At 66.4% G+C, this 23788-nt stretch carries 17 protein-coding genes and 1 tRNA gene; 7 read left to right on the top strand and 11 right to left on the bottom strand.

The window, feature by feature from the left end:
• The first annotated feature begins 161 nt into the window (after nucleotides 1–161).
• Both ACFQPG_RS00805 and ACFQPG_RS00800 read left to right on the top strand, forming a co-directional pair.
• Nucleotides 162–5552: a HAMP domain-containing protein gene (locus ACFQPG_RS00805; protein WP_380809466.1), complete on the top strand. Its 5391-nt coding sequence runs from the start codon at nucleotides 162–164 to the stop codon at nucleotides 5550–5552.
• Entirely contained in the window at nucleotides 5549–7612 is a 2064-nt protein-coding gene (locus ACFQPG_RS00800; protein WP_380809464.1) for a response regulator, read from the top strand. The genes ACFQPG_RS00805 and ACFQPG_RS00800 overlap by 4 nt, the downstream gene beginning before the upstream one ends.
• Here the strand turns inward: ACFQPG_RS00800 and ACFQPG_RS00795 are convergent.
• The 6 genes from ACFQPG_RS00795 to ACFQPG_RS00770 all read right to left on the bottom strand — a co-directional run bounded on the left by ACFQPG_RS00795 (nucleotide 7603) and on the right by ACFQPG_RS00770 (nucleotide 13028).
• Nucleotides 7603–8331: a PepSY domain-containing protein gene (locus tag ACFQPG_RS00795; RefSeq protein WP_380809463.1), complete on the bottom strand. Its 729-nt coding sequence runs from the start codon at nucleotides 8329–8331 to the stop codon at nucleotides 7603–7605. The genes ACFQPG_RS00800 and ACFQPG_RS00795 overlap by 10 nt on opposite strands.
• Nucleotides 8328–9032 carry a PepSY domain-containing protein gene (locus ACFQPG_RS00790; protein ID WP_380809461.1) on the bottom strand — a complete coding sequence of 235 codons (705 nt, stop codon included), beginning with the start codon at nucleotides 9030–9032 and terminating at the stop codon, nucleotides 8328–8330. The genes ACFQPG_RS00795 and ACFQPG_RS00790 overlap by 4 nt, the downstream gene beginning before the upstream one ends.
• Before the next feature lie 71 nt (nucleotides 9033–9103).
• Nucleotides 9104–10420, bottom strand: a complete 1317-nt coding sequence (locus ACFQPG_RS00785) for a copper resistance protein B (protein WP_380809459.1) — start codon at nucleotides 10418–10420, stop codon at nucleotides 9104–9106.
• A complete protein-coding gene (locus ACFQPG_RS00780) occupies nucleotides 10417–12195 on the bottom strand; it encodes a copper resistance system multicopper oxidase (protein WP_380809457.1) in 1779 nt (592 codons plus the stop codon). The genes ACFQPG_RS00785 and ACFQPG_RS00780 overlap by 4 nt, the downstream gene beginning before the upstream one ends.
• Before the next feature lie 92 nt (nucleotides 12196–12287).
• Complete coding sequence (locus ACFQPG_RS00775; protein WP_380809456.1) at nucleotides 12288–12587, bottom strand: hypothetical protein; 300 nt, start codon at nucleotides 12585–12587, stop codon at nucleotides 12288–12290.
• 45 nt (nucleotides 12588–12632) lie between these two features.
• Nucleotides 12633–13028 carry a hypothetical protein gene (locus ACFQPG_RS00770; RefSeq protein WP_380809454.1) on the bottom strand — a complete coding sequence of 132 codons (396 nt, stop codon included), beginning with the start codon at nucleotides 13026–13028 and terminating at the stop codon, nucleotides 12633–12635.
• 52 nt (nucleotides 13029–13080) lie between these two features.
• Between ACFQPG_RS00770 and ACFQPG_RS00765 the strand changes: the two genes are divergently transcribed.
• Entirely contained in the window at nucleotides 13081–13419 is a 339-nt protein-coding gene (locus tag ACFQPG_RS00765; protein WP_380809452.1) for a hypothetical protein, read from the top strand.
• A gap of 103 nt (nucleotides 13420–13522) precedes the next feature.
• Here the strand turns inward: ACFQPG_RS00765 and ACFQPG_RS00760 are convergent, their stop codons facing one another.
• Both ACFQPG_RS00760 and ACFQPG_RS00755 read right to left on the bottom strand, forming a co-directional pair.
• Complete coding sequence (locus tag ACFQPG_RS00760; RefSeq protein WP_380809451.1) at nucleotides 13523–15376, bottom strand: autotransporter domain-containing protein; 1854 nt, start codon at nucleotides 15374–15376, stop codon at nucleotides 13523–13525.
• A 106-nt stretch (nucleotides 15377–15482) separates the two neighbouring features.
• Nucleotides 15483–16184 carry a YgfZ/GcvT domain-containing protein gene (locus tag ACFQPG_RS00755; protein WP_380809449.1) on the bottom strand — a complete coding sequence of 234 codons (702 nt, stop codon included), beginning with the start codon at nucleotides 16182–16184 and terminating at the stop codon, nucleotides 15483–15485.
• A gap of 22 nt (nucleotides 16185–16206) precedes the next feature.
• Here ACFQPG_RS00755 and pyrC point away from each other — a divergent pair, with 22 nt between their 5' ends.
• Entirely contained in the window at nucleotides 16207–17253 is a 1047-nt protein-coding gene (pyrC, locus tag ACFQPG_RS00750) for a dihydroorotase (RefSeq protein WP_380809447.1), read from the top strand.
• Here pyrC and ACFQPG_RS00745 read toward each other — a convergent pair.
• Complete coding sequence (locus ACFQPG_RS00745; RefSeq protein ID WP_380809446.1) at nucleotides 17250–18014, bottom strand: Crp/Fnr family transcriptional regulator; 765 nt, start codon at nucleotides 18012–18014, stop codon at nucleotides 17250–17252. The two genes, pyrC and ACFQPG_RS00745, sit on opposite strands and share 4 nt — an antisense overlap.
• Nucleotides 18015–18272: 258 nt before the next feature.
• Between ACFQPG_RS00745 and ACFQPG_RS00740 the strand changes: the two genes are divergently transcribed.
• The 3 genes from ACFQPG_RS00740 (at nucleotide 18273) to ACFQPG_RS00730 (ending at nucleotide 20569) form a co-directional block, all read left to right on the top strand.
• Nucleotides 18273–18365 (top strand) — tRNA-Ser (locus ACFQPG_RS00740).
• A 228-nt stretch (nucleotides 18366–18593) separates the two neighbouring features.
• Entirely contained in the window at nucleotides 18594–19175 is a 582-nt protein-coding gene (locus ACFQPG_RS00735) for a YMGG-like glycine zipper-containing protein (protein ID WP_380809445.1), read from the top strand.
• Nucleotides 19176–19276: 101 nt separating this feature from the next.
• Nucleotides 19277–20569, top strand: a complete 1293-nt coding sequence (locus tag ACFQPG_RS00730) for a L,D-transpeptidase family protein (protein ID WP_380809443.1) — start codon at nucleotides 19277–19279, stop codon at nucleotides 20567–20569.
• Nucleotides 20570–20579: 10 nt separating this feature from the next.
• On the opposite strand, the gene ACFQPG_RS00725 is transcribed toward ACFQPG_RS00730, so the two are convergent.
• Together ACFQPG_RS00725 and ACFQPG_RS00720 are read right to left on the bottom strand one after the other, a co-directional pair.
• Nucleotides 20580–21401 carry an energy transducer TonB gene (locus ACFQPG_RS00725; protein ID WP_380809441.1) on the bottom strand — a complete coding sequence of 274 codons (822 nt, stop codon included), beginning with the start codon at nucleotides 21399–21401 and terminating at the stop codon, nucleotides 20580–20582.
• 52 nt (nucleotides 21402–21453) lie between these two features.
• A complete protein-coding gene (locus ACFQPG_RS00720; protein ID WP_380809439.1) occupies nucleotides 21454–23736 on the bottom strand; it encodes a bifunctional salicylyl-CoA 5-hydroxylase/oxidoreductase in 2283 nt (760 codons plus the stop codon).
• Between the last annotated feature and the right edge of the window lie 52 nt (nucleotides 23737–23788).

Raw genomic sequence — 23788 nt, 5'->3', positions numbered from 1 at the left:
AACGGTCAGCTGAGCTTCCGCCGAGCGGCGAAGGGTTGCGAAATGCTCGCCAGGCCCTACTCACAGGCAGAGGCACTTCAGCACTGCGAAAGATTCCTTTGCTATCGCGAGCTTGGCCAGCTCCAATCGCCCGCTTCAACCTTGGACACCGGAGTTTTTAGGTGAACGTACAGGTCCCCCAAGACATCTTCGACCGCCGGCAACTGGTCACCGCGCTTCGGGCGTTGCGGCGGGGCGACTTCTCCGTGCGGCTGCCGGAAGACGGCGACGGGGTCGACGCGGAGATTGCCGCCTCCTTTAACGAGGTTGTCGCACTCAACGATGCCATCACGCGGGAATTCGAGCGACTGTCGCTTGTCGTGGGCAAGGAGGGGCGCATCAACCAGCGCGCCCGGGTGCGCGGTGCGACCGGGGGCTGGGATACCAAGCTGCGCGCGGTGAACGAGCTGATCGAGGACATGGTCCAGCCGACCACGGAGGTCGCTCGGGTCATTGGCGCAGTCGCCAAGGGCGACCTGTCCCAGGCGATGGCTGTGGAGATCGACGGTCGCCCGCTGCGGGGTGAGTTCCTGCGCATCGGCAAGGTCACGAATACCATGGTCGAGCAGCTCGCAAGCTTCGCGGCCGAAGTCACCCGCGTGGCGCGTGAAGTGGGCACCGAGGGCAAGCTGGGCGGCCAGGCCAACGTGAAGGGGGTCGCCGGAACCTGGAAGGACCTGACCGACAACGTCAACGCGATGGCCACCAACCTGACCGGCCAGGTCCGCAACATTGCCGAGGTGACCACCGCCGTGGCCCGCGGCGACCTGTCCAAGAAGATCACGGTGGAGGTGAAGGGCGAGATCCTGGAGCTCAAGAACACCATCAACGTCATGGTGGACCAGCTGAATGCCTTTGCCAGCGAGGTCACCCGCGTGGCGCGCGAAGTGGGTACCGAGGGCAAGCTGGGTGGGCAGGCCAGGGTGGAAGGCGTCGGCGGAACCTGGAAGGACCTGACCGACAATGTGAACTCGATGGCCGAGAACCTGACCGGCCAGGTGCGCAACATCGCCGAAGTGACGACCGCGGTGGCACGCGGCGACTTGTCCAAGAAGATCACCGTCGACGTGAAAGGCGAGATCCTGGAGCTGAAGAACACCATCAACGTGATGGTGGATCAGCTCAACGGCTTCGCCTCCGAAGTGACTCGCGTTGCGCGCGAGGTTGGCACCGAAGGCAAGCTGGGCGGCCAGGCGCAGGTGCCGGGGGTTGCGGGCACCTGGGCCGACCTCACCGACAATGTGAACCTGATGGCGGCGAACCTGACCGGCCAGGTCCGCAACATCGCCGAGGTGACCACCGCCGTGGCGAAGGGGGACCTGTCAAAGAAGATCACCGTCGACGTGCGCGGCGAGATCCTCGAGCTCAAGGACACCATCAACACGATGGTGGACCAGCTCAACAGCTTTGCGAGCGAAGTGACCCGCGTTGCCCGCGAAGTGGGCTCGGAAGGCAAGCTCGGCGGCCAGGCGCAGGTGGAAGGCGTCGGCGGAACCTGGGCCGACCTCACCGACAACGTGAATCTGATGGCCGGCAACCTGACCGGGCAGGTCCGCAACATCGCTGAGGTGACCACCGCGGTTGCGAAGGGCGATCTGTCCAAGAAGATCACCGTCGACGTTCGCGGCGAAATCCTTGAGCTGAAGAACACCATCAACACCATGGTGGACCAGCTCAACTCGTTCGCGTCGGAAGTGACCCGCGTGGCGCGCGAAGTGGGCTCGGAAGGCAAGCTGGGCGGCCAGGCGCAGGTGGAAGGCGTCGCGGGCACGTGGGCCGATCTTACCGACAGCGTGAACCTGATGGCCGGCAACCTGACCGGCCAGGTGCGGAACATCGCCGAAGTTACGACCGCCGTGGCCCGCGGCGACTTGTCCAAGAAGATCACCGTCGACGTGAAGGGTGAAATTCTCGAGCTGAAGAACACCATCAACGTCATGGTGGATCAGCTCAACTCGTTCGCGTCCGAAGTGACCCGGGTTGCGCGCGAGGTCGGCACGGAAGGCAAGCTGGGCGGTCAGGCGCAGGTGCCGGGCGTCGGCGGAACCTGGGCCGACCTCACCGACAATGTGAACGCCATGGCCGCCAACCTCACCGGTCAGGTCCGCAACATCGCCGAAGTGACGACCGCGGTGGCGTCGGGCGACTTGTCCAAGAAGATCACGGTCGACGTGAAGGGCGAGATCCTCGAGCTCAAGAACACCATCAACGTCATGGTGGACCAGCTCAATTCGTTCGCCAGCGAGGTCACGCGCGTGGCGCGCGAAGTCGGCACCGAGGGCAAACTCGGAGGTCAGGCGCAGGTCCGCGGCGTCGGCGGGACGTGGAAGGACCTCACCGACAATGTGAACCTGATGGCCGACAATTTGACCGGCCAGGTGCGAAACATCGCCGACGTGACCACCGCCGTGGCTCGCGGCGACCTGTCGAAGAAGATCACCGTCGACGTGAAGGGTGAGATTCTCGAGCTCAAGAACACGATCAACGTGATGGTTGATCAGCTCAACGGCTTCGCCTCCGAAGTGACTCGCGTGGCGCGCGAAGTCGGAACCGAAGGCAAGCTCGGTGGCCAGGCGCAGGTGCCGGGCGTCGCCGGAACGTGGAAGGACCTCACCGACAACGTCAACATGATGGCCGGCAACCTGACCAGTCAGGTTCGCGGCATCGCCGACGTCGTGACCGCGGTGGCGCAAGGCAACCTCCGCCGTACGCTGACGCTGGACGCCAAGGGCGAGATTGCGGCGTTGGCCGAGACGATCAACTTCATGATCGAGACGCTGTCCACCTTCGGCGACCAGGTGACCAACATGGCCCGCGAGGTCGGCATCGAGGGCCGGCTTGGCGGCCAGGCCCGCGTGCCGGGCGCCGCCGGCTTGTGGCGCGACCTGACCGACAACGTGAACCAGCTCGCCGCGAACCTCACCAACCAGGTGCGCTCCATCGCCGAAGTGGCGACCGCGGTGACCAAGGGCGACCTTACCCGCTCGATCGCGGTGGAAGCGTCGGGCGAGATGGCGGCGCTCAAAGACAACATCAACGAGATGATCCGCAACCTCAAGGAACAGACCTTGAAGAATGCGGAGCAGGACTGGCTCAAGACCAACCTCGCCCGGTTCAGCCGGATGCTGCAGGGGGAACGCGATCTCGCGACCGTGTCCAACCTCATCATGTCCGAACTCGCGCCACTGGTGAACGCGCAATATGGCGTGTTCTACGTTACCAAGCGTGAGGAGGACGAGAACAAGCTCGAACTGGTCGCCAGCTACGGCGCGGAGAAGCCGGACGAGCTGAAAAAGGAATTCCAGCTGCGCGAAGGCCTGGTCGGCCAGGCCGCGGCGGACAAGCGACCCATCCTGCTCAAGGATACGCCGGCCGACTTCCTGCGCATCGGATCGGGGCTGGGTCACGCCAAGCCGGCCAACGTTACCATCCTGCCGGCGCTGTTCGAGGACGAGGTCAAGGCGGTAATCGAGCTCGCCTCGTTCGGCGAATTCAACGAGACTCACCAGAGCTTCCTCGACCAGCTGATGGAGTCGATTGGCATCGTGCTGAACACGATCGCCGCCACCATGCGCACGGAAGGCCTGCTGACCCAGTCGCAGCGGCTGACGCACGAGCTTCAGGCCCGCCAGACCGAACTCACGACCAAGCAGGAGGAACTGCACGCCACCAACGAGGAACTGCAGGAAAAGGCGGTCGCGCTGGAGAATGAGAAGCGCCAGGTGGAGGCCAAGAACCTCGAGATCGAAATGGCGCGCGGCGCGCTGGAGGAAAAGGCCGAGCAGTTGGCGCTTACCTCCAAGTACAAGTCGGAATTCCTGGCCAACATGAGCCATGAGCTTCGCACGCCGCTCAACTCGCTGCTGATCCTGTCGAAGCTGCTCAGCGACAACCAGCAGGGCAACCTGAACGACAAGCAGGTCGATTTCGCCCGGACGATCCACTCGGCCGGGTCCGATCTCTTGAACCTGATCAACGACATCCTCGACCTGTCCAAGATCGAGTCGGGCACGGTCACGATCGAGGTTGGCGACATGCCGATCAGCTCGCTTCGCCAGCATATGGAGCGGACCTTCCGTCAGCTTGCCGCCGACAAGGGTCTCGACTTCAACATGGAGTTCAGACCGAACCTGCCCCACGCAATCCGAACGGACGAGAAGAGGCTTCAGCAGATCATCCTCAACCTGCTGTCCAACGCCTTCAAGTTCACCACGGAAGGCAGCGTGACCCTTGGAGTGAGCACCGTCCGGGAGGGCTGGAGCAGCAATCATCCGGTACTCCGGGTCGGCGACGAGGCCGTCGCCATTTCCGTCACCGATACCGGCATCGGCATCCCCGAGGACAAGCAACGGCTGATCTTCGAGGCGTTCCAGCAGGCCGACGGCACCACCAGCCGCAAGTATGGCGGCACCGGTCTTGGCCTGTCGATCAGCCGTGAAATCGCGCGACTTCTCGGCGGCGAGCTACGGGTCAGCTCCAAGCCCGGGGAGGGGTCGACCTTCACCCTCTTCATCCCGCTTCAGGTTGCCGCGGCCGAGCCGGCCTCGACCCCGAGCGTGAGCCGCACTCCGGCGCGCTACGACAACAGCGGGGCCGTTGTTCCGACCGCGCTGCCGACCGGCTTCGAAGTTGCCGACGATCGCGACGAGCTTGGCCGGGCCCCGTTTGTGCTGATCATCGAGGACGACCCGACCTTTGCCGCGATCCTGCTGGAAGCGGCGCGCAGTGTCGGGATGAAGGGAGTTGTTTCCACCGCCGGGGCTGGAACCCTGCAGATGGCGCGCAAACTGAGGCCGTCCGCGCTGACGCTTGACCTCAACCTGGCCGACATCGACGGCCTGGTGCTGCTCGACCTGCTACGGCACGATCCGGACACGGCCCACCTGCCAGTGCATGTGATCACCGGGACCGACAAGGCTCCGGCCGCGGCCGCATTGGGGGCGTTCGGCGTATCGACCAAGCCGGCCGATGAGCGCGAACTCAAGAAAGTGTTCACCAACCTTCTCAAGGTTGGGCAGAACGCCAGGACCAGGAACAAGCCAAAGCCGGCTGAGAAATCCCGCGAAACGGAGCGCGACAACCAGAACATCCCGGAGCTTGCAGGCGCCAAGGTGCTCATCGTCGATGACGACATCCGCAACATCTTCTCGCTGACCAGCGTGCTGGAAAGCTACAATGTCGAGGTCCTCCATGCCGAGCGCGGCAGGGACGGCATCGCCATCCTTGAAGCCACCCCGGACATCGATATCGCGCTCATCGACATCATGATGCCGGAGATGGACGGTTACGAGACGATGGGCCAGATCCGGCAGAACTCCTCCCTTGCCGACCTGCCGCTTGTTGCGGTCACAGCCAAGGCGATGAAGGAAGATCGGCAGAAGTGCCTGGATGCGGGTGCCTCCGACTATATCGCCAAGCCGGTGGATATCGAGCTCCTGCTCGCCCTCCTGCGCGTGTGGGTGACGCGCTCCCGCGCGACCGCTGAATCGCGCTCGGCCGAGGCAGCGGAATGAACGTGCCGCTCCGGGCCGGGCCGGTCGTTCGCCCGGAGGTGCTGGATCAGCCGGTGGAGCGCCCCCGCGTGCTGGTCGTCGACGACGATGAGCGCAACTTGCTCGCGATTGAAACGGTACTTGAGGACGTCGGCGAGGTGGTCGTTGCACGCTCCGGCGAGGAAGCTCTTCGGCACCTCTTGAAAGGCGAGTTCGCGGTTATCTTGCTCGACGTCTACATGCCCGGCATGGACGGTTACGAAACCGCCCAAGTCATCCGCCAGCGCGAGCAGACGAAGCGCATTCCAATCGTCTTCCTGTCGGCAGTGAACAAGGAAGCCGAGCACCTGATGCGCGGTTATGCAATGGGCGCCGTGGACTATGTGTTCAAGCCAGTCGATGCCGTGGTCCTGCGGTCGAAGGTGGCGGTGTTCGTCGACCTGTTCGCAAAGACCAAGGAGATCGAGCGCAAGGCGCGCCAGGAACAGGCGCTGCTCGATGCCGCGCTACAGGCCAACGCCGAACGGCTGAGCGCGGAGCGCGAACTGCGCCGCGCCCAAGGCCGCCAGGCGGCGATCATCCAGTCGCTACCGATCATCCTGTATCTCGAGCCGCTGACCTGCGAGACGCGTTGCCCGCACTTCGTCAGCGGCAGCTTTGAGGCGATGACCGGGTACCGGTTCGCCGAAGTGCTCGAGAACCCCCGGCTGTGGGCCGAGCGGCTTCACGACGAGGACCGCGCTCGAGTCCTCGCCGCGGTCGCCGAGCGGGACCGGACGGGCCGGCTGTCGGTCGAATATCGCTGGCGCTGCGCCGATGGCACCTACAAGCACTTCCACGATCAGGCGGTGCTGTTGAAGGACGATGCCGGCGTCGCCCTTGAGTTCGCAGGCACGCTGACCGATGTCAGCGATCGCAAGAGCCTGGAGAACCAGTTAGTCCAGGCGCAGAAGATGGATGCGATCGGCAAGCTGACCGGCGGCATCGCGCATGACTTCAACAATCTGCTGGCGGCGGTGCTGGGTGGCATCGGCCTGGTCGAACGGCGCGCGAACCTGGCCGACGAGCACCGCAAGATTCTTGGGATGACTCGACACGCGGCCGAGCAGGGCACCGACCTGGTGGGCCGCCTGCTGGCATTTGCGCGACGCCAGCAGCTCAAGCCGGGCAAGGTCCCGCCACGCGAACTCGCCGAGGCGGTGAACAATCTGCTGGCGCACACGCTGGGCGGCCTGGTCGAGCTCGACTGGAGCGTGCCCAACGACGCGTGGCCGGCCTATGCCGATGCGGCGCAGCTGGAACTCGCCTTGATGAACCTCATCATCAATGCGCGAGATGCTATGCCCGAGGGCGGCACGATCAGGATCACTGCCGCGAACCGGGGCCTGGCGGCAGGCAACGCGCTGGAGCTGCCCGCCGGCGACTACGTCTTCTTCGAGGTGGTTGACCATGGCTGCGGGATCGCACCGGAAAACCTGGAGAAAGTCCTAGAGCCATTCTTCACGACCAAGGAGGTCGGCAAGGGCACCGGGCTCGGCCTCAGCATGGTCTACGGCTTCGCCCGGCAGTCGGGCGGGGCGTTCCAGCTCAGCAGCAAGCCCGGCGAGGGTACCAGCGCAACGATCTGCCTCCCCCGCGCGGTTGGAGCCGAGGGCGTCTCAGACTTGACCAGCGTTCGGGCAGACTCGGTCCTCACGACACGTCCGCTCCGTATTCTGCTGGTGGATGATCATCCCGGTGTCCGGGCAATGACGGCGGCCATGCTGCACGACCTCGGCCACAAGGTGACCGAGGCCTGCAACGGCGTGGAGGCCTTGGAGCTGCTGGAGCAGCAGGCTGACGCTAACGGGCGGCTGGAGCTGGTGATCAGCGATTATGCCATGCCGCATCTCAGCGGCATGGAAGTGGTCCGCCGCGTCAGGGAACGCCAACCCGACCTGCCTGCGCTGCTGATTACCGGCTATGCCGACACGGAAGAGATCGGCCAGAAGCTGGACCAGATGGTGGTTCTCGCCAAGCCGTTCACCTTGGGAGGGCTTTCCGCTGGTATCGCGGAGGCAGTGAGGCGCGATCAGGGATGACGGGCGGGCCGCCGGCTTCTTCGCGCCCAGGCGAAATCGTGGCGCCAGGTGGTCCGGAAGAGCAGCCAGACCCCGGTCAGCGCGAGCCAGGCCATGGCGATGCCAACTAGCACGATCAGCGGATGGTTGAAGCTGGTCCGCTCCGCATAGTCCATCGTGTGGAGCATCCAGAACAGGTCCCACCAGCGCCAGCTGTCGTTGCGCCGTTCAAGGATCGCTCCGGTCGTGCCCGAGACATAATAGCTGCTGTGGCCGGCGTCGGCGAAATCGATTTGCCAGATCGGCAGTTCGTGACCGCGAACCGCGAGCGGGAGATCGCGGAGGGCGACAGCGTTGGTGACGGTCGCTCGCTCCGGGTGCGCGGAACGCGCGATGGCGGTTGCTTTGGCGCGGTCGATCGGCACGCGCTGTCCGTCGGCGGGGTCGAACAAGGCCACGCCCTGGGCCGTCGTGACCTGCAGCATTTGCCCCCATGGCAGCGGCCGCAGCGACAGCGCCGTAATCTTCTGCCCGGCGAGTGCCTGCTGGACCCGCGGCCAGGCGCCGGGACTGGCAACCAGGGCAGCGGGCCGTTCATGGGCGCTCTGCCCACCGGCGACGGCCTCCATGTCGAGCAGCGCCATGGCAGCGCCGCTGACCGCCCACAGAAGGAATTGCAGCCCGATCGCAAGCCCGACCCACTTGTGGATGCGGCGGAGCCAGATCGACTTGATCCTCATGAGCGAACCGGCGCCTTCTTCTTCTTTTTCGGAAACGCGAAGAACAGCAGCCACGCGCCCGAAAGGGCCATCACCACCGCGCCCCAGGTGAAGGCGCGGAGCAGCGGGTTGTTGACGTTTTCGCGTTCGTCATAATCCATGATGTGGAGCATCCAGACGAAATCGAAGATGCGCCACAGCTCGTGCCGGCGCGACACCAGTTCGCCGGTTGCCGGGGACAGGTAGAGCGTCGGCTTGTTCCAATGGGCGAACTCAACGCGCCACAGCGGCGGCTTGCGCCCGCGGACTTCTCCCGGGAGGTCGCTGATCAGGGCGGCCGAGGCGATCGGCTCGTCGCCGGTGTAGATCGTACGTGCAAGTGCCCGGATACGCGCCTTGCTGGGCGGCCCCAACCGTTCCCCGCTCCTCGCATCAAACAGCTGCTCGCCGGTCGAACTCGTCACCACGTAGACCGGCCGCTCCGCAACCCACGCGAGCCGGATGCCGTCCGCGCCTTTGGCGAGCGCCAAGGGGTCCTTCAGCCGAGACGGCTGCACACCTGCCGGAGCCTGATGGCGTATGAAGTGGTCGCCATGGATCGTGTCGATGTGGACAATTGTCATGTAGACGCCGCTCAGCGACCAGATGACCACCTGCAGCCCGACAAACAGGCCGAGCCACTTGTGCGTCTTGCGAGCGAGAACGGGAATGCGCAGCGGCAATGACAACTCCTGGAGACTGACCAGCTTACAAGATGCTCAGCCGCTGGCCAGCATGGCCGTTAATCGAGGCATCAGAACCACAAGCGCAGGCCCGCGACCAGAGCCGCCCCGCCGATATCATCACCATCCGCCCGCCGGAACCGGCGCGTATCGCCAAAGGCGCGCTCATAGGCGATGCCGACATAGGGCGAGAATTGCTGGGTGACCTGGTAGCGGAGGCGCAGACCAAGCTCGGCATTCGACAGCCCGGCGCCGATCCTCTCGTCACGAATGTCCTGGAGCGCGAAGTCGAGTTCGGCGCGGGGCTGGAGGATCAGCTTTTGCGTGATCCGCGCGTCATGCTCCGCCTCGAAGCGGGCGGTGACGTCGCCCTTGCTCGACAGGAAAGCCGCGGCATCGACTTCGATCCAGTAGGGGGCGAGGCCCTGCACGCCGACCACCAGATGCGGCCGGCGTTGCGGGCGAAGGTCCACTCGGATGCCGGTCTGCAGGTCGAACCAGGGATCGATGGCGTGGCTCCATAGCCCCTGCACCTCGGCCTGTTCGGGCTTGCTGCCGTGGTCGCCTTCAACCTCGGTCTTGAGCCACAACTTGTCGATGTCACCGCCGTACCAGGCCTCCGCGTTCACGAAATAGCCGTCGCGATCCTTGCGCAGCCGGGTTTCGGCCTGGTCGACCAGCACCTTGTACGCGGGCATGTCGCCATGCTCCGCGAGCAGCCCGCGGCGGGCGCGCTGCATCTCGCCGGCGCCCCAGAATGCATCGGCAGCATGCTCGGGTCCGCTCAGTGCTTCGGGGGGCGGGCCCGCCACCGGTGGCGCCGCGGCGGTGTCTCCGGTCCCGTGCCCGGCGTGCGGGTCGGCGCCGGCAACCGGCGATGGCGGCATCGTATGGCCGGCATGCGGGTCCGCCATTGCTGGGGGAGGGGTCGCCTGAGGCATGGCGTGGCCGGCGTGGGGGTCCGGCGGAGGCATTGTGTGGCCGGCATGCGGGTCAGTCTGCGGCACCGCATGGCCCGCGTGCGGATCCTTCTGCAGAGTCGACGCCGGCATCGCGGCGCGGTGACCCGCATGTGGGTCGATCGCCTTCGTTGCGGGTTTCCTTGCCGGTTGCGCCTTGGGGACCGGCTTCCTGGCCGTGGCCCTCTTGCCCGCAGATGGTTTAGCCACAGCCTTCTTGACGGCCGGTTTCGTCGAAGCCGGCTTCTTGGCAAGTGGCTTCTTGGCAACCGGCTTCTTCGCGACAGGCTTCTTGGCTGGCGCCTTCCGAGGGGCGGGCTTCTTGGCGGGCATGACATGGCCGGCGTGCGGATTGTGCCCGGCGTGCTGGGCCAGCGCCGGAGCGGTCGACAAGGCGGTTGCCGCCAGGATCATCAGCAGCCGCTTCATGCCGCGGCTCCATCGAGCGGGCGAACCTGGACGACGCGCATCATCCCGGCATGCATGTGGTAGAGAAGGTGGCAGTGGAACGCCCAATCGCCGGGCGCGTCCGCAGTCATGTCGAGATCGACATAACCACCCGGCAGCACCCGCACCGTATGCTTGGCGGGCTGGTGGGTGCCATGGCCGTTCACCAACTGCCAGAAGTGACCGTGGATGTGCATCGGATGCGTCATCATGGTGTCGTTGATCAGCCGCATCCGGACCCGCTCGTTGCGGGCCAGACGGTAGGGTTCGGGGTTCTCGGACAGTTGCTCGCCGTCCATGGACCACATGAACCGTTCCATATTGCCGGTCAGGTGGATGTCGATGCGGCGGGTCGGCGCGCGCGTATCGGCGTTGGGGGTGAGCGCGATCAGGTCGCGATAGGTCAGCACCTTGTGGCCGACATTCTCCAGCCCGACACCGGGATCGCCGGTGCGATCGGTCGGCATCGGCGCGATCATGTCCACTCCAACCTCAACGGGGAAGGTCACCTTCGACTTGTCGCGCATGTCCATGTCGCCATGGTCCATGGGCGGCGCCGCCGACGCGGTCGCGGCCGGCGCGGCTCCGCCATGGGCCGAGTGGTCGACGCCTCCGCCCGACCCTCCATGCCCGCCGGCGGAATGATCCATGCCCATGTCCTTCATGCCGAGCGTCGGCCGCTCGCGAAGCGGCGGAATTGCGGCGCGCAGGCCTACCCGCGGCGCCAGCGTCGCGAGCGCCATGCCGGAGCGGTCGATCGTCTCGGCGACGATCGAATAGGCGCGATCCTCCGGCTCGACGATGACGTCGTACGTCTCCGCATTGCCGATCTGGAATTCATCGACGGCGACGGGGCGCACGTTGATCCCGTCGGTCGCGACCACCGTCATGCGCAGCCCGGGGATGCGCAGGTTGAAGACGGTCTGTGCGGCGGCGTTGATGATCCGCAGCCGGACGCGCTCGCCGGCGCGGAACAGGCCGGTCCAATTCTCCGCGGACGTGTGACCGTTCAGCAGGAACTTGAATGCGGCTTCCGACGTGTCCGAGATATCAGTCGGATCCATTCGCATCCGCGCGAACATGTCACGTTCCTGCGCGGTCATCGGATCCGCCTTGCCCGACAGGCGATCGGTCAGCGTCTGCTTCTGCCGGTTGAAGAAGCCGCCTTCCTGCTTCAACCGCGTGAACACGGTATGGGGGTGCAGGAAGGTCCAGTCGCTGAGAAGGAGCACATGCTCGCGGTCGTAGGCGACGGGGTCCGGGCCCACCGGATCGATGATCATCGGACCGTAGTGGCCGATCTGCTCCTGGAGCCCGGAATGGCTGTGGTACCAGTAGGTCCCGGACTGCTTGAGCGGGAATTCGTAAGTGAAAGTGGACTTGCCCTTGATGCCGGGGAAGCTGACCCCCGGCACGCCGTCCATCTGAAAGGGGACGAGCAGCCCGTGCCAGTGGATTGACGTGTCCTCGTCCAGTTCGTTGCGGACAGTCAGGCGCACGTTCTCGCCTTCCTTCAGCCGCAGCAGCGGCGCGGGAATGGTGCCGTTCAGCGCGATCGCATGACCGACGCGGCCATCGACAGCGAACCGGGTGTGGGCGACCGTCAGGGTCAGGTCTTTGCCAGCCAGCGGCTGGAAACCCTTGTGGACGGTGCCGTGGCTGTTTGTCCGAGCCCAGGCCGGCTGAAGGGCGAGAATGCCGGCAGCGGCACCACCAGCGGCGAGGAAGCCGCGGCGATCAACGGGAAATGAGGTCATTGCTTATCCGCGTCCCCGAGGGCGGGAACGTCCTGTAGGAGTGTCGGGAGCCAAAGGCACCCGGCCGGAGCCAGGGCGCCTTAGGTCATCGATCAATGGCCGGCGTGGCCGCCGTGGCCGGCATGCTCGCCGGCCTTGCCCTTGTGCTCGGCGCAGCAATCGGCCTTTGCGCCTTTCTGCTTCGCCTTGGCGCAGCAGTCGGCATTCTTGCCGTCCTTGCAGCAGGCCATGTCGTGGCCGGCATGAGCCTGCCCCTTGCTGCCATGGCCGTCGTGATGCTGGCCGCCCTGCTGGTGCTGGGCATGGCCGGCGTGAGGGTCTGCCGCAGGAGCGGCCTGAGCCGCGGCCGGAGCCGCGACGAGGAGGGCGATGGCGGCGATGATGGTCTTCATGTGCAGAAACTCCGAACGAACTGATGGTCTGGGGAAGGAAAAGCTTCAGCCCAGCTTCGGAGGGGGAGTGGCAAGCTCGGGCCCGGCACCGGGCGCAGGCGAAATCAGGACCGCGTGGCGCGGCGCGGCCGGGCGCAGTTCTTCGACGAGCGGGATGGCGCCCTCGGGCAGCAAGGCAGCGCAGGCCATCGCGCAATCCGTCTTCGGCTTGGCCGGCATGTCGGGGCGTTGCTGCTGGTCGCAGTGCTCACCGGTCTGCGCTGCCGGCGCGACGGGCTGCGTCGTGGCCGCGCCGTGGGCAGCAGCCGGAGCGGACGCCATGCCGAACGGCATGAGCACCAGCGCGAGCAGGGCGAGCAGGCGAACGAGCGAGGCCATGGCCGGCACATAGGCTGCCCGACCTTGACCGGCAATGACCAGGGTTTGCGCCAGGCGAGACATGAGCTGGAGCGGAGGCTTCCAATAGGCCAGTCATGGAGCCATGGTGCGGCGGGTGTCATTGATCCTGATCATGTTCGCGGCTGCCGCAGGGCCCGATCTTGCTGGCGCCGCGACCCGGCAGGTCGCCGAGCAGGAGTGCCGGTCGCAGGACGACGGGGATGCGATCGTGGTTTGCCGGCGCCGGGATGCGGTGGGGCGGTATCAGGTGAGCGACCCGAAGAAGTGGGAACCGACGGCGGGCGTCGACAGCGTCTCCCGAGAGCGGTCGCGCTGGACCGAGCATGGCGACAGTGGGATCGGGTCCTGCTCGGCAGTCGGGCCGGGCGGCTGGACCGGGTGCCAGCTCAAGGAGAAAAAGCGCAACCGTCAGCAGCACAAGGGTTGGTACTGACGGCCGGACAGGAGCGGCTTCGGGGACCCGGAAGCATGAGGCGGACTGGCGGGCCCTGCTGTCAAGAGAGGGGCGGCCGGCGCTTAACCGGCCGCCCTCCTCGTCAGAAGCCCAGGCGGAAGCCGACGTGCGCCGAGACGTCCTCGCCTTCATCCTTGCCGAAGGTGGCGCTGGCGGCGGCGTCGAGGCTGGCGCCCGGCAGGATCGCCGCGCTGGCACCGCCGGTCAGACGGGCGTAGGCCTTCTTGGAGCGCTCGCCGAGGTCCCAGCGGTTGACGATGCCCGGAGCGCTGGTCTGGGCGAAGGTGGCGATCCGGCCGTCGCCCTTGAAGTCCTTTTCCACCATCGCGGCGACGAACGGCCGCAGCGCGATGCCGCCGCCGGCGAAATCGCTCCGGGCCTCGAGGCCGAGGTTGCCAGTCAGCGCCGTATAGCGCTGGCGCCCGACGTTGAGGGTCAGGGCGGCGTCGCCTTCCTCCGTGTAGCCGTCGACCTTGGCGCGGGCATAGTCGAGCGCGACGACCGGGCCGATCCGCACCGCGCCCATCGGCATCAGGTATCCGGCCTTGCCGCCCAGCGTCCAATGGTTGCCGTCCGCGTCGGCCCGCAGGCCCTCGACGACGCCGTTGCGGCGCAATTTGTGGTTGTCCCAGCCGTAGCCGGCGTGGGCCTGGGCGAACACCGGCCCTAGCGCGTAGCCGGCAAAGCCGCCGACCTGGACGGTGCGGCTGCGGTCGCGGGCGATCCCCGCGCCGAACCGCGCCCGGGCACGGGTGTAGTTGACCGCCGCGCCAACGACTGCATTGCCGAAGCCGGCCTCGAGCCCGGCGGTTCCGCCGACGCCGTCGATGTCGAACGGATCGGTGCTTGCGGTGCGCTCATTGTCGCGGGAGAACATGTCGCCGGTGACGAAGAGGCGGACACCCTGGCCGACTTCGCCATCGCGGGGCGAGCCGAGGTCCACGCGGGTGGTCAGCGTGCGGCCGAACTGGCGGGCGGTGTCGAGGGCCAGGTCAGATGGAGCGGCGAGCGTTAGCGGGGCCTGCAGCTGCGCGGCGACGTAACGGGCAACGACCTCGAACCCGTCGGAGGTCAGGTGAAGCGCGTCGGCATAGAACAGGTAGCCCGCGCCGCTCGTCGAGATGCAGGTCGGGTTGGGAGCAACCGGGCAGGCAATGCCGTTGGTGATGCCGAACGCCGTCGGATTGGCGATGACATTGTCGAGCACGGCATTGAGGTCGAGGTAGTGGACCACCACGCCATCCGCCGCATAGCCGGCCAGCGTTCCCTGGATGCCGGTATTGAAGGCGGTCGAGAAGGTGCTGCGGATGGCTGCCCCGGCCGGATTGGTAGCGATCTCCGGCAGACGGCCGGTGTCGCCCGCCAGGAAGCTGATGGTCGGAGCGCCGGCGCCGACAAGCGCGTTCAGGTTCGCCGTGGCGTTGGCGACGGACAGCTGAGCGGCAGCTTGGGCCGTGGCAGTGGTGGCAGTCGGATTAAGCTGCTGATAGGCCCGTGCATCGTTGCCGCCAATCGACACGGCCAGAAGGTCGCCCGGCTCGAAGACGCGATTGCTGACCGGGAAGGTCGTGGTGCCAGCCGGAACGGTGCCGGTCACAAAAATCTGCGTTTCCTGGGTGAAGCCGGGAAGGCCGAAATTCTGGTTGCCAGTGCCGGTCTGGGCGCCGCCGATGGCGTAATTCTCGATCGGAGCATTGAGAATCTGCGACAGCGTATCGATGTAATTGGTCCCGCCCGAGAAGCGGCCGGTCGGGTACAGCGTCTGGAGCTGAGTTCGGATCGCCGCCGGCGTTAGCGCGACGGCATTGCCGGTGTCGGCATAGCTGTCTCCGAAGGACACGATCTTGTCGACCCTCTGAGCGGAGGCCGGCGCGGCGGCGGTAAAGGCGATGGCGGATGCGCCGAGCAGGGCGCCGGTCAGCTTCGTGAACGACATTGTTAATTCCTCCCTCAGCCGCGGCGAACGCGGCTCTCTGCCGTCGTTTATGGCTGAGGTGGACTCGACAACACAAGTGACCGGGAAGCCACAGGGGGACCGCGTTTCAGACGGCGGGGGCGAGCCAGTCCGGCAAGGGGAGGCTGCCAAGCTCCTCCACCCGGCGGTGCTCGACGGCCAATCCGAGATCCGGATACAGCATTCTCGTTCGTGGGCCCTGCGCCGCCGCCGGGACAATGACCAGCCGCCGGTTGACCCTGCTGCGCCAGTTCATCCGAGCGGTATTCTCCTGGCCGACAAAGCATCCCTTGGTGAAGCTGACCCCGTTGAGTTCCGCCGCATTGCACTCCAGCCAGAGCAGGTCGCCGAGTTCGGCGCGGCCTTCGCAGACGCCAAGGTCAAGGCGATGGGCGAGCCATGCGGCCTCCGCGGAGCCATCCTCGGGCGGGGCCAGCCAGCGCTGCCCAAGTGCCGGAAGCCTGGGGTCCGGGACACCCTGCTGTCCGTCAGGGGACCAATGGACGGCCAGCGCCCCGTCCGGCGTGATCGTGATGTTCCGGCGCAGACGGTATATCGACAAGCGCCTGGCCAGGTCGGCGCTCGCCTGGGCCTCGCAGTCGAGCAGCAGATCGTCGCCGTCGTCCCATACGAGGAAGTCGAAGAGGCATTTGCCCTGTGGGGTCAGAAGCCCGGTCCAGACCGGCAGATCGCCTGCCAAGTCGCTGGTCACCAGCCCCTGGAGGAACCCGCGGACATCCTCGCCGGCCAAGCGGAGGAGGGCGCGCGAGGGAAGGGTGGTGGCGGGCATGGCCCTTAGCTAAGGAGCCCGCGTGGAAACGCAAAGCATCACCATCCGCCGACCCGACGATTGGCACGTGCATCTTCGCGACGGCGAGATGCTGCAGGCGGTCGCGCCCTACACGGCACGGCAGTTCGCCCGGGCGATCGTGATGCCCAACCTCACGCCGCCGGTAACGAGCGTTGCGGCGGCACTGGCGTACCGCGATCGGATCGTCGCGGCGGTTGAGGAGGCGAGCGGCTTCACTCCGCTGATGACCTGCTACCTGACCGATGCCAGCGATCCGGACGAGATCGCGCGCGGGTTTGAGGAACGGGTGTGGATCGCGTGCAAGCTCTACCCGGCCAATGCCACGACCAACAGCGCCTTCGGGGTGACCGACCTCCGCAAGCTCCAGCCGGTTCTGGAGCGCATGCAGCGGATCGGCATGCCGCTGCTGGTGCATGGGGAAGTGACCGATCCGGCGATCGACGTCTTCGATCGCGAAGCAGTGTTCATCCAGCAGGTGCTGGAGCCGATGGCCCGCGACTTCCCGGAGCTTCGGATCGTGCTGGAGCATATCACGACCGAGGAGGCGGCTCACTTCGTTCGCGATGCTCGGACCGGGATAGGCGCGACGATTACGCCGCAGCACCTGCTGATCAACCGCAACGCGCTGTTTGCCGGCGGCCTTCGTCCCCATGCCTATTGCTTGCCGGTGGCAAAGCGCGAGCGGCACCGGCTGGCGGTGCGGGCGGCGGCGACGTCAGGGAATCCGCGCTACTTCCTGGGCACAGACAGCGCTCCCCATGTGCGGGAAGCCAAGGAAGCCTCCTGCGGTTGCGCCGGCATCTTCAACGCGCCCTATGCGATGGAGAGCTACGCCACCGTGTTCGACGCCGATGGCGCGCTGGATCGGCTTGAGGCATTCGCGTCCGTCAACGGGCCGCGCTTCTACGGCCTGCCCCTCAACGAGAGCTCGCTGACCCTGGAGCGAACCGATGTCGAAATTCCGGTGTCGCTGGCGGCCGGGAGCAGCGCAGTAGTGCCGTTCCACGCCGGAGAGACCCTGCACTGGAAACTTGCCGCCGTCGGCTAGCAGCCCGTTTCGCCAAATACGTTCCCCGACCCGAGCACGTTGGCGAAATGGTCCTCGACCGCGCTGTAGCATTCGCAGCTGGCCTTGAGCAGGCCTTCGCGGCTGCGGATCTGAATGGCTCCGCGCCGGTAGGAGATCAGCTGCTGGTCCTGCATGGCGCGGGCGATCGCATTGACGGTGGTTCGCTGGACGCCCAGCAGGCCGGCCAGCGCCTCCTGCGTCAGCGGGATGCGTTCGCTGCCGACCCGATCCTGCGCCGTCAGCAGCCAGCGGGCGGTCCGCGCCTCGATCGGGTGGAAGGCGTTGCACGCGACCGACTGCATCACCTGCGAGAGCAGGTAGTCGGAATAGCGGCAGAAGAGGTTCTTGATGTCCGGCGAAGCGCTCTTGGCAAGTTCCAGCGCATGCATCGGCATGGCCAAGGCCTGCCCGCCTGTCTGCGCCACCGCGTGAGTGAAGGCAGGCGCTGCGCCGCAGCTGATGATGCCGCCGATCGCGCCCTCCTTGCCGATCGACGCCACTTCCACGGCCCGGGCGCCGGTTAGCTCCACCAGCATCGACACCATCAGCCCGTCGCACGGGAATAACGTCTGCTTGACCGGCTCCCCGGAGGTGAGGACGATCTCACCCGGGGCGATATCGCGCAGCTGCAGACTGGGTTCGATCAGTGCGAGTGCCTGCGCCGGCAGCGCCGCGAGCAAGCGGTTGCCGGCGAAGGCTTCCGCAGACAGCGGCGACCTGGAAATTGGATCCGAATGCACTTGCGGGCTCCCCAGCGTCGCGATGGCACGGGGCGGCCCAGCCGCTTAGCGGCTCTGCGCCCCCCCTTCGACGAGCATTACGCCAACGTTCCGAATACTGGCAATAGGTTTGCTTTGAAGCACTTACACTGCACCGAATGTCGGTCAGCCGACGTTTGCTGCGTTGCTTCTCGCTCTGACGAGCGGCGAAATTGGACTAAACGAGTGTGGTTGAACCCGGCGCAGCACTCCGCTAAGCGGCTCGCTGCCGCGGCGTCCGGAGACGTGGGTGAGTGGCTGAAACCAGCGGTTTGCTAAACCGCCGTAGGGGGAATTCCCTTACCGAGGGTTCGAATCCCTCCGTCTCCGCCAGCCTGCCGCGTTCTGCCTCGAAAGGGCCTCAAGATGCCCTCTCCCGCAGGGAGCCTTCGAGCGCCCGATGCGTTTTGGCCACGAATGAAACGCAATGGTTGCAGTGGTTTGTTTCACCGCCGGAACCCTCTCAACCCTGTGTCGTTGGAGGAGCGCTGACTTTGTGCGCCGTCGCCGGTTAAGACCGTCGGGGCACGGTCTGTCGTTTTTACCATCGGGAGAGAGCATATGAAGAAAACTGCGATGGGCCTGCTGTTGGCCGGCTCGCTGTCGCTTGGCGCTTGCGCCAGCACCAGCAATGACACCCTCGCCGACGCCGCGACCGGCGCCGCCGTCGGTGCCGCAGGCGGCGCGGCCGTCGGCGCCGTGGTCCCGGGCGTGTCGACCATCACCGGTGCCGCCGTCGGCGCAGCGGTTGGCGGCCTCGCGGGCGCCGTTTGGGCCGACCGCAACAATGACGGGTATGCCGACGGCTACGTCCAGAATGGCCAGTATTACCAGGGTCAGCCGTCTGGCTGGGATTCGACGCTTGGCCGCGTTGCCACGGGTGCCGGTGTCGGTGCTGCCGTCGGTGCGGGCGCCGGTGCGCTGATCCCTGGCGTGAGTGTTGTCGAAGGCGCGATCGCTGGTGCAGTGGTCGGCGGTCTCGCCGGCGCGATCTGGGCCGACCAGAACAATGACGGCCGGGTCGACGGCTATGTCCAGAACGGCCAATACTATCAGGGCGCACCGGCCGGCTACCAGGCTCCGGCCCCGTCCTACCAGCAGCCGACCTACACCGCCCCCGTCCGCAGCGGCGAGCGCGGCTAAGGAGGTTAATGATCAGCTTGCGTACCAAAGCTGTTCAGCGTGCCGGCCGCCCCGTGCGGCCGGCACGTTCGTGTTTGATCAGCGGCGTCGCGGCAGCCTTGGTGCTGTCGCCGGCGCCGTTGTTCGCACAAACGGTTGGTTCGTCGGCCAGCGTTGCCGCCCCGGCGGTGCTGCCGGACGGCCGATCGGTTGCCGGGCTCGCCACCCCGCTGAGCGCCGCGCCGCGGTGGCTCCGCCCAGGACAGGAACAGGCGGCCGCCGATCTCGTCGCGCTGATGGCGGCCTCCCGCGTCGACGGACTCGATCCGCGACGATACCGAACCAAGGAATTGCAACGTGCCCTTCGCGCCGCCTGGGGCGGTTCGCCGCTTGCGGCGCAACGCGCCGAGCGGCTTCTCAGCGACGCCTTCGTGGATTACGTCCGCGACCTTCGGCAGGGGCCGGACCTCGGGATCATCTACGTCGATCCGCAGCTCCGGTCGCAGGCGTTGGATGCTCGCGCGATCCTCGAGGGGGCGGCACGGCAGGCGGATCTTGTCCGCTACGTCCAGACCATGGGCTGGATGCATCCTTATTACGCACCCCTTCGGAACGCGCTTACGGACGGGGGGCACGATCAACAGCAGCGGGCCTTGCTGGCGCTCAACCTGGAGCGGGTCCGGGCGCTGCCCGGTTCGGAGGCCGGCCGCTACGTTCTCATGAATGCGGCGCAGCAGCGCCTCTTCATGATGGAGCGGGGCGAGGTCGTCGACATGATGCGGGTCGTGGTCGGCAAGCCCGTCCACGCGACCCCAATGATGGCGGCGCTGATCCGCTACACCAGCCTCAATCCCTATTGGAACGTTCCGCCGGACCTGGTCGCCGAGCGGGTCGCGCCGTTCGTGCTGAAGGAAGGCATCGGGTTCCTCAAGGCCAAGGGCTACCAGGTGTTGTCCGATTGGGGCGATGCGCCGGAGGTGGTCGATCCGCGAACAGTCGACTGGAAAGCGGTCGCTGCCGGAACCCGCGAAATTCGCGTTCGCCAGTTGCCGGGCCCGGCGAACGGCATGGGCGCGATGAAGTTCATGTTCCCCAACCCGCAAGGCATCTATCTGCACGATACCCCGTCGACCGAGCTGTTCAGCGAGGCGTCGCGCCTGTTCAGCGGCGGCTGCGTGCGGCTGGAGGCGGCGCCTCGGCTGGCAGCCTGGCTGTACAACGGCCGGGCACCCAAGGCGCAGGGGGCCAAGCCCGAGCAGAAGGTGATGCTGGACAAGCCGGTACCGGTCTACCTCACCTATCTGACCGCAGTGCCGTCCGGCAGTTCGGTGGCCTTCTACCAGGACATCTATGGCCGCGATGCCAGCCGGCTGGCCCAGCTCGGCGGTTCGGCGGTCCTCGCCAGCCGTCGCTAGCCGACAGCAATCAGCGATCGGTCCAGGTCGCCTGGAACACTAGGTCCACCGTGATGGGCTGGCCTGCCCGGTCGGTCGCGGGGATCCAGCGGCTGTGAGCGGCGACGCTCCGGCACAGGGCTGAATCAAGGATCGGGCTGCCGCTGGTGGCGAGCGGGGCGCAAGCGCCGACTCGGCCGGTGGGCAGGATACTCAGGCGGAGCGGCAATCGGCCCGCCGGCGCCGGCGCGGTGCGGACGATCTCGCCCGGCAGGCGAGCGCGGGCGCTTCCGGGCACATAGCTTGCGGGTCGGCCAATGCCGCCGCCGCCTGCCCCGTTGCCCCCGCTGCCTCCGCCGCCAAAGCCGGTGCCGCTGCCGGCGGCGCCGGTGCCTGGACCAGCCACTGCTGCCGCTCCGACGGTTCTGTCCGTGCCGGAAACGGGCGCACTCACTTCCGCCGTCCGGACCGGTGAGGGAAGCGGCAGCTGGACGGCCGGTGTCGGCGCAATCACCGGGGCGGGCGCGGAAACGATGTTTGGTGCCGCGGGCGCCTCGGGCGGAGCTGCCAGCGAAAGCTGCGGCAGCATCTGCAGCAGCGACAAGGGCAGCAGCGGCGCGTCCGGCGGTGGCGGAATATCCAGTTCGGGGACGTCAGGCGGGGGCGGAATGTCTTCCGGCGGAAGCTCGGGCTCGGGCGAGTCCAGGACTTCGAAGCTCTTGAGCGCATCGGTCAACGAGTTGGCGGTATCAGCCCTGAAACCATTCGCCAGCACGATCGCCATGCCGGCATGGATGACGATCACCAGCAGTGCGGCCGTGGCGCGGTCGGTCCTGTTCGACGCGTAGGGCATGATCGTCGGCACCTTGCCTCTCAACAGCTTAACACGCGCTGTCCGGACCAGGCTACACCTTTACCGCTGCGTCCGCAGCCCGTTTCAGATTGCGCGACAGCTGGGCAATACCGTTGAGATAGGGTGGAGGACACCATTGGCCTTCGTAGCCCTGCGCCGCGGCTGCGCGCAGCGTCCAATAAGGATCGGCGAGGTGGGGCCGGCCAAGGGCGACCAGATCGGCCCGGCCGGCCGCGAGGATTGCGTTGGCATGGTCCGGCTCGAAGATGTTGCCCACCGCCATGGTCGCGAGCCGGCCCTCATTGCGTAGCTGGTCGGCGAAAGGTGTCTGGAACATGCGCCCGTAGACCGGCCGAGCGTCGGTCCAGGTCTGGCCGGCGGAGACGTCGATCAGGTCGGCGCCGGCATCCGCGAAGGCACGGGCGATCTCGACGGCTTCGGCGGGGGTGACCCCCTCATCCCCTGCCCAGTCGGTCGCCGAGATGCGAACCGACATCGGTCGATCCTCCGGCCATATCGCCCGCATTGCGGTGAACACCTCCAGCGGGAAGCGCAGCCGGTTCTCCAGGCTGCCGCCGTAATCGTCCGTGCGCCGGTTCTGGAGCGGAGTGATGAAGCTCGACAGCAGGTAGCCGTGCGCGGCGTGGAGCTCGATCATGTCGAAGCCCGCATCGATCGCCATGCGCGTTGAGGAGACGAACAGCTCGCGCACCTCGTCCATGTCGGCTCGAGTCATCGGCCGTGGGCGCTGGTTGTCAGGGGACCAGGGCACATCGGACGCAGCGATCAGCGGCCAGTTCCCGCTGTCCAGCGGAGCATCCATCCTCTCCCAGCCAAGCTGGGTCGAGCCCTTGCCGCCAGAGTGGCCGAGTTGAAGGACGAACCTTGCATGGCTGTTGCCGTGGACGAAATCGCTGATCCGCCGCCAGGCCGCAACATGAGTGTCGTTCCACATGCCGGCGCATCCGGGGGTGATTCGGCCGTGCGGCGAGACGCAGGTCATCTCGGTGAACAGCAGCCCCGCGCCTCCCTGCGCCCGCGCGCCGTAATGGACCAGGTGGAAGTCATCAGGCGTGCCGTCCTGCGCGGAGTAGGTTGCCATCGGCGACACCGCGATGCGGTTTTCGATGTCCATGCCGCGCAGCCTGAATGGCGCGAACATCGGCGGGGCGTTGCCGCCGGGCAGGCCTGCCCGCTCCCAGAACCAGCGTTCCACACCCTCCAGCCATCGGGAGTCGCGCACGCGGAGGTTGTCGTGGCTGATCCGCTGCGACCGGGTGAGTAGCGAATAGGCGAACTGGATCGGTTCGAAATGCAGGTAGCGCTCCAGCGTTTCGAACCATTCGGTCGAATTGCGGGCACTGTTCTGCAGCTTGACCACTTCGATCTCGCGCTCGGACTGATATTTCTCCAGCGCCCGGTCGAGCGGAAGACCGGGGCGGTTCAGCACATCGGCCAACGCGATCGCGTCCTCCAGCGCCAGCTTGGTGCCGGACCCGATCGAGAAATGCGCGGTGTGGGCCGCGTCGCCCAGCAGGACGAGATTGCCGTGGTGCCAGCGCTTGCAACTGATCCGGCGAAAATTGAGCCAAGCCGCCGATCCACGCAGGTGGCTGGAATTGCTGAGCAGCTTCTCGCCGTCGAGGTGGCGGGCGAAGATCCGCTCGCACAGCGCGGTCGCGGCGTCCTGCGCCATTGCGTCGAGACCAAGGCCGCGCCAGGTCTCTTCGCTCATTTCGACGATGAATGTCGAGAGCTCCTCGTCGAAGCGATAGGCGTGGGCCCAGACCCAGCCGGCATCGGTCTGCTCGAACGCGAAGGTGAAGGCGTCGAACGCCTTGCCCGTGCCCAGCCAGACGAACTTGTTGCGGCGGACGTCCACTTCGACCCCGAAGACCTCCCGACGGGCATCGCGCAGGCGGCTGTTGATTCCGTCCGCCGCGACGACCAGGTCGAAGCCTTCCGGACTCTCGCCGCACTCCGTCTCGAAGCGGAGATCCACTCCCAGGTCGCGGGCGCGCGATGAAAGGATCTCGAGCAAGCGCTTGCGCGCGATGCCGATAAAACCATGACCGGAAGAACGGATGGTCTCACCATGGATATGAACGGCGATGTCATCCCAATGCGCGAACTCGCCGGCGATCGCCGCGGCGCTGACCGGGTCCGCCGCCTGCAGGCTTTCAAGCGTCTGGTCAGAGAAGACCACGCCCCAGCCGAATGTCTCGCCCTCTCGATTGCGCTCGAACAGGGTCACTTCGTGCGCCGGTTCGCGCAGTTTCATCAGGCAGGAAAAGTAGAGGCCGGCCGGCCCGCCGCCGACAACCGCGATGCGCATGGAGCTTTCGTAAAGCGTCGCAAGACCGCTGCAACAGAAAAGCGGGCCAGCA

It is taken from the genome of Sphingomonas sp. GCM10030256 (genome assembly GCF_042666415.1).
Lineage (GTDB): Bacteria > Pseudomonadota > Alphaproteobacteria > Sphingomonadales > Sphingomonadaceae > Sphingomicrobium.
The sequence above is the reverse complement of the archived record's forward strand: the minus strand, read 5'-3'. Positions and strand labels throughout refer to the sequence as shown.